This window comes from Alkalibacillus haloalkaliphilus C5 (assembly GCF_000269905.1).
Taxonomy (GTDB): Bacteria; Bacillota; Bacilli; order Bacillales; family Alkalibacillaceae; genus Alkalibacillus; species Alkalibacillus haloalkaliphilus_A.
The window spans coordinates 1-5,304 of record NZ_AKIF01000174.1 but is presented as its reverse complement, the minus strand read 5'-3'; the positions used below and the strand labels follow the sequence as shown (position 1 = coordinate 5,304).

The window sequence follows — 5,304 nt, the reverse complement described above, 5'->3', positions numbered from 1 at the left end:
ACTGACCTTCTTCTAGGTCAAGTTTATTAAGAATATCCGACTGATCAATATTTTCTTTCTTAGCATTTAACACCTCATACATCGGGCTACCAGTTTTAATTACACGATCTGCTGGAATTCCTTCCCTTAATAAATACTCTCGTGCAATGTCACTATATGTTAGGTTAATATCTGCTACATGATCTACTATCTTTCTGTTTGTTTCTTCAGGTACACGTTGATCAAAACAACGGTTTCCTGCTTCCATATGAAAAATTGGGATCTTTTTACGCTTTGCAGCTATCGCTGATAAACAACTATTAGTGTCACCAAGTACTAGTAAAGCATCAGGATTTACTTCATCTAAAACTGGATCAACTGCGATTAAAACTCTTCCTATTGTTTCAACTGCGGAACCTTGTGCTGCATCTAGAAAGTAATCAGGCTTTCTTAATCCGAAATCTTCAAAAAACACTTCATTTAACTCATAGTCATAATTCTGCCCAGTGTGTACTAACACATGTTCAATAGCTTCGGACTCTTCTAACTTTTGTATAACTTGTGATAAACGAATAATTTCTGGTCTTGTACCTACTACTGTTATGACTTTTAACTTTTTCATGGTTGTTAAACCTCCAAGAAATGGGTATCTGGCTTACTTGGGTCAAATGGTTCATTAACCCACATGAGCGTTACCATATCTGTAGACCCTAAGTTCTCAATGTTATGAGTATAACCAACAGGTATATCTACTACTTCTAGTTTATTACCACTTACGAAATACTCAATCACTTCATCTTCTCCTGGTTTACGAAAACGAATAACACCTTCACCACTTACAACTAAAAACTTTTCATTTTTAGTGTGGTGCCAGTGATTCCCTTTTGTAATGCCTGGTTTAGAAACATTGACTGATACTTGTCCACGATCAACTGTCCTCAGTACTTCTGTAAATGAACCTCTATTGTCCTGGTTCATTTTAAGCTCGTAACTAAACTGGTCTTCTGGTAAAAAACTAAGATACGTACTGTATAACTTTTTAGTTAGAGGATCAGACAAATCCGGTACTGATAAATTTGAACGGATTTCTTTAAAAGAATATAGTTTATCTACTAATTCTCCTAAGCGAATTTCATGTGTAACTTTGACTTCGGAAAAATTCCCATTTGGTTCTGTTTCACCCTCTAAATCTGAGATAAACTCTTTTATTACGTCATCAATATACACAAGATTTAAGTTAACATCTGGATCACCGATTTGAATCGGCAAGTCTCGAGAAATATTATGACAGAAAGTCGCCACAGCGCTATTATAATTAGGCTTAGACCATTTTCCAAATACGTTCGGGAGGCGGTAAACAAAGACGTTAACTCCATTAGCTTGTCCGTAGTCAAACACTAATTGTTCGCCAGCCCGTTTGCTTTCACCGTAAGGATTATTATGTTCCGCTTGAATTGATGAGGTTAATAAGATTGGGCATTTATTTCCGCTATTTGATAACATTGTTAACATTTTTTTCGTGAATTCATAGTTTCCTTTCATGAATTCACTAGGGTCTTGTGGTCGATTTACACCCGCTAAGTGGAATACAAACCTTGCTTTACTACAGTACGATTGTAATTGGTCCTCCGTAGTTTCCCTTGTTACTTCGTAAACTTCTTCGAACCCACGAACATTCAACTCAGCTATTAAGTTTTGACCAATAAACCCATTTGCGCCTGTTACAAGGATGCCCATTGTTTTTCCCACTCCTTCAATTCTTGTTGAACGATATTTAAAGTTAATAATTTCTCTTTAACCTCTTCAATGCTTAGGCGATAAGTATTGTGTGAATTATACTCGTCTTCAGTTGATAGTTGTTGATCACCTTCTACAAAATACTTATCGTAATTTAAGTCTCTTGTGTCTGCCGGTACTCTATAGAAACCACCTAAGTCTTGTGCAACAACATGCTCTTCTCTTGTCAGTAAAGTTTCATATAATTTCTCACCATGCCTCGTTCCAATCACCTTAATTTCATTGTCCGCTCTAAAAAGCTTTTTTAAAGCGATAGCAAGATCTTCAATCGTCGAAGCTGGTGCTTTTTGGACCATTATATCTCCAGCTTCAGCATTTTCATATGCAAATGCAACGAGCTCGACCGCTTCTTCCAAGCTCATTAAAAAACGTGTCATACTAGGGTCTGTAACTGTGATTGGTTCGCCATTTTTTATTTGTTCTATGAATAAAGGAATAACAGAACCTCTTGAGGCCATTACATTTCCATACCTTGTCCCAGAGATTAATGTTTGTTCTGGGTCAACTGTCTTTGACTTTGCAACAAAGACTTTTTCCATCATGGCTTTTGAAATCCCCATTGCATTAATTGGATAAGCAGCTTTGTCTGTTGATAAACAGATCACCTTTTTAACCCCTGTACGAATTGCAGCTGTAACAACATTATCTGTACCTTCTACATTCGTTTTAACAGCTTCCATTGGGAAGAACTCACATGAAGGAACTTGTTTAAGTGCGGCTGCATGAAATACATAATCTACGTTGTGCATAGCATCTCTTAAACTATTAATATCTCTTACGTCGCCAATATAAAATTTTAGCTTATCACTCTTATATTGCTTACGCATATCTTCTTGTTTTTTTTCATCTCGTGAGAAAATCCTGATTTCTTTTATATCAGTATCTAAAAAACGTCTCATAACTGCATTACCAAAAGAGCCGGTGCCTCCAGTGATTAGCAAAGTCTTACCCTTAAACATATAACGAACCTCTTTTCTCTTATTCAAAATGTTGCATAATAATATTATAAGTATGTTCAGTAGTATAATTTTCTACTAGGTACTTTTTTGAGTTAATCCCTAGTTGTTTTCTTAAACTTTGGTCACAAAGCCTCTCAACATGTTCACTGAATTTTTCCACATTATCACTTTCACACCAAAAGCCAAATCTACCTTTACTTATCACATCACCTAAATCAGTATTTGGATCAGTCGCTGCTAAAATCGGAACTGATACATTCATGTAAGAAAGAATTCTAGAAGGGAAGTTCGGTATAGTAAATCTTTTATCGAGAAAAACTAAACCTACATCACATGAATTCGCAAGGACTTCATAATCATCTTTTGGAAGGTAAGAGAGTAATAAAGAATTTCTAGGCTTTTCATTTCCAAAGAATAATTTTAACTTGTCGAATTCTGTTCCAGATCCTACAACAACAAAAAATGCACCTTCACTCTTCTCATTTTGCCTTAAGCACTTTATTAAAAAATCAATCCCTTGTGGTTTACCTAAGTTTCCACCATAAAGAAATATTGTTTTGTCAGTAGGAATACCATACTTTTTTCTGATTTCCACCTTTTTTTTCTGGTTTATATTCACTGACTTAAGTTCAATACTATTAGGACAAACTTCAATCTCAGTTGATTTGGCTTGTAAATACGAATTATTATTGTACACATAATCCACATTTGCCTGTGACATGCATCCTATATAATCAGAGGTTTTATACAATTTTTTTTCTTTTGCTCTAAAGTACCAGTAAATAGGGTTTTTTTTACTAAACATCCCTAAATCTACTGCATTCTGAGGAAATATATCTTTTAGCAATAAATACGATTTCGCTTGATCTCTTTTCTTTACATATTTAATTATCTTTTCAAATGTTATTGGCGGAGTCGAATATAAAACTAAATCAAATTTCACATGGCTAAGTTTTCTCTTAACTGCCTTTAAAAACTTTGATTCTATAGTAAGTGTTGATATTCCTTTTTCAATCAAATTCGTTTTTGTTATATTACCAATTTTCACTTTAAGGAAGTTAACTCCACTATCATTTACATACTCAGTTGGTAGATTAAGACGTCGCTCCCTTGGCTAACTACATAAACATGATGCCCTTTTCTCTCAAATTCTCGTAAAAGATCAGCATATATACCGCCATCCTTAATACTGTTCAGATTCCCTATTGATAAAAATAATATATTCATATTCTCACCTTAATTTACTAATATTTATCACAGTCTATAAGCCGGGAAATAGTCTTGATTTTTTTTCACATTCACTATACTACAGATTTTATTATAATTAGTCTTATCCCATACTTTTTTACCTATATAAAAATCAAATTCTGTATTCTGACTAAACCTTTTCTTAAATTCGTATAAACCATCCTCTGAGGAACTTGATCGCCCACCACCATGGTGGATTAATTCGTAGCCTTTTTCCTTCCCCCATCTTGTAACAGCATACCTTAAGATATATGCAGGATATAATTCTAGGTATTGACTCAAGGTTCCAGAAAGGTGTATATGTATATAACCACCATATACAAAATACAACCCTTGAGAAATTGTTGCCCCTTTATATGTAGCTTTAACTAATACAATATTTTTTTTAAAATTTAATAAGAGATTATCGAAATATTCTTCTCCAAAATAATAATATTGTGAGGCATTGTTTCTATCCATCGTTGAATAATAAATGTCTTTGAATTCCCCTATACTTTCTGGACTTTCTATAACTTCATATGAAATACCTTTATTCAATGCTTTTCTAATTTTTTTCCGACAGCTTTTAGAAAACTCACTCATCACTGGATCATCATAACTTTTCAAATCAGTACCAAGAGTTTTTCTATTAAATGAAACATTATAGATCTTATTAAAATCGTTAGCATTATTTATTATAGGGTGAAAACGAACAAATTCACTAACAATTTTTTTTTCATAACAAAACTTAGCAAATTCCTTTTCATAAGTGTCTAACAATAAACTTTTTTGTTCATAATTAACTTTTTCTATTATTGGGCCCCCATACCCATAAGGGGTTGTTATGTCATAAAACGTCTCTCCACATAATTTGACAGGAATCTCACGAAGTATAAATAGATTTGACACCCTTCCATATTCACAAGTCACTGAAAAGTTTAGAGCTTTTCCATTTTCAAGATACTCATTTACCTTAGCATAATTGACATCGAAATATATATCATTCATATTTATAACCTCTTTTTCATATATAGCCTTTCTACCTCAAAGTTTCTTTTCTTATAGAAATCAACGGCTGTTTCATTAGTTTTTGTTACAAATAATTCGATATCAATAATCTTCTTGTCATTGGCGTATCTTTCTACTTCATTCCACAAAGATGTACCGATACCTAATCCCTGTTTATTTTCTTTTACAACAAAGTGGTTTATATGTATAACTTTATGGTCACCAATATCCTTCTCAAAAAACCAAATAAAACCTACTAGCTCTTTACAGACTATGCTTCCAAGAACGGTAGCTTTACCTTCTAATATATAAGATTTTAAAGAGTCTACTCTTT

The 5,304-nt window shown here is 33.4% G+C and carries 6 protein-coding genes; all 6 read right to left on the bottom strand.

The genetic code is table 11. The features are described 5' to 3' along the window. On the bottom strand, positions 1-601 hold a 601-nt coding region (locus A194_RS0114315; protein WP_017187494.1), incomplete at its 3' end, for a UDP-N-acetyl glucosamine 2-epimerase. A gap of 5 nt (positions 602-606) precedes the next feature. After that, complete coding sequence (locus tag A194_RS0114310; protein WP_017187493.1) at positions 607-1,716, bottom strand: capsular polysaccharide biosynthesis protein CapF; 1,110 nt, start codon at positions 1,714-1,716, stop codon at positions 607-609. Further along, on the bottom strand, positions 1,701-2,735 hold the full coding sequence (locus tag A194_RS0114305) for a polysaccharide biosynthesis protein (RefSeq protein WP_017187492.1): 1,035 nt from the start codon (positions 2,733-2,735) through the stop codon (positions 1,701-1,703). The genes A194_RS0114310 and A194_RS0114305 overlap by 16 nt, the downstream gene beginning before the upstream one ends. A 19-nt stretch (positions 2,736-2,754) precedes the next feature. Beyond that, positions 2,755-3,783, bottom strand: coding sequence for a glycosyltransferase family 4 protein (locus A194_RS18640; protein ID WP_237718781.1), 1,029 nt, complete (start codon positions 3,781-3,783; stop codon positions 2,755-2,757). A 206-nt stretch (positions 3,784-3,989) separates the two neighbouring features. Beyond that, on the bottom strand, positions 3,990-4,970 hold the full coding sequence (locus A194_RS0114295) for a GNAT family N-acetyltransferase (protein WP_017187491.1): 981 nt from the start codon (positions 4,968-4,970) through the stop codon (positions 3,990-3,992). A gap of 2 nt (positions 4,971-4,972) precedes the next feature. Next, on the bottom strand, positions 4,973-5,304 hold a 332-nt coding region (locus tag A194_RS0114290; protein ID WP_017187490.1), incomplete at its 5' end, for a GNAT family N-acetyltransferase.

Bases quoted from the DNA above. Each gene is read 5' to 3' on its own strand.
- A194_RS0114305 (WP_017187492.1), bottom strand. From the start codon at position 2,735: ATGTTTAAGGGTAAGACTTTGCTAATCACTGGAGGCACCGGCTCTTTT.
- A194_RS0114310 (WP_017187493.1), bottom strand. From the start codon at position 1,716: ATGGGCATCCTTGTAACAGGCGCAAATGGGTTTATTGGTCAAAACTTA.
- A194_RS0114295 (WP_017187491.1), bottom strand. From the start codon at position 4,970: ATGAATGATATATATTTCGATGTCAATTATGCTAAGGTAAATGAGTAT.